The following is a 1,148-nucleotide window of genomic DNA, read 5'->3' as shown; positions in this document are numbered from 1 at the left end:
GACTGACGGCGACCGGAGGCCCGGAACGGCCCCGGGGCCGGGGCTCCGCCCCCGCGGGGGTGGCGGGCTCCGGTCCCGGGGTGTCGGTCGGGTCCCTCATCCGACGGAGCGTGTGGCGCTTCGCGCACGCGCGACGAGGGCGGGGCGGGGCATCCGCGCACGGCGGCGTAGCGGGTGCGGGGCGCCGGGCCCGTCCGTCCGTCCGTCCGTCCGTCAGGAGGTCTCCCGCGCCGCCTCCTCGATCAGCTCCACGACGGCCTGCGGCTGTGAGGCCAGGGAGGCGTGACTGGCCTCCAGTTCGATGATCTTGCGCGGTGACATCCGCTCCGCCATCCGCCGCTCGTTGTCCGGGTCGATCATGCGGTCGCCGGTGGAGACCTGGTACCAGACCGGCTTCTCCCGCCAGGCCGGGGCGGTCACGTTGTCCCCGAAGGTCGAGGCCAGCGGGGCCTTCTGGGTGACCGCGAGGACATATGCCTCCGCCTCGGTCAGGTCCTCGCAGAAGCTCCAGTGGTACTTGTCCTGGGCGACCCAGAGATAGCCGTCCGAGTCCGGCTTGATGTTGTCGAACGCGGCGGGCGGGTGCTCCTGGCTGATCTGGCCCGCGCTCTCGCCCGCGTCGGGCGCGAACGCGGCGATATAGACGAGCCCGGCGACATTGGGCAGGTTCCCCATCTCCGAGATGACCGCGCCACCGTAGGAGTGGCCGACCAGGATGACCGGCCCGTCGACCTGCTTCACCATCTTGCGGGTGCGCTCGGCGTCCTCGGCGAGCGAGGTCAGCGGGTTCTCGACCGCGTGGAGGTCGTCGAAGCCCCTGCTCCGCAGCTCCGGGATGCACTTGCTCCAGTGCGCCGCGCCTCCCCAGAACCCATGCACCAGAACAATCGACGGCTTGGCCATAGCGTTTCCCCATCGTGGTGACACTGTCGGATTCGACACTTTCGTCCCCACGCTAGGACGGGTGCGGCGACCCCGCCACCGGGGCTCCACCGCACCCGCGAGGGAACCGTCGCGCGTCTGCGCGACGGCCCTGAGCGATCCGCGCCGGGCGAGCCGGTTCGGGCGGCGTCCCTCAGTATCGGGCCGGGCGGCGCGCCCGGCCCGGTGGCCTCCGTCAGTATCAGACCGGACCAGGCGACATGCCC

General features: G+C 72.0%; 1 protein-coding gene. It reads right to left on the bottom strand.

Annotated features, from left to right (window positions below):
- Nucleotides 1–213 precede the first annotated feature (213 nt).
- Entirely contained in the window at nucleotides 214–903 is a 690-nt protein-coding gene (locus ACFVIM_RS35245; RefSeq protein ID WP_384310484.1) for an alpha/beta hydrolase, read from the bottom strand.
- Nucleotides 904–1,148: the final 245 nt, after the last annotated feature.

It is taken from the genome of Streptomyces sp. NPDC057638, assembly GCF_042800315.1.
Lineage (GTDB): Bacteria > Actinomycetota > Actinomycetes > Streptomycetales > Streptomycetaceae > Streptomyces.
This window is presented reverse-complemented; position numbering and strand designations above follow the sequence as displayed.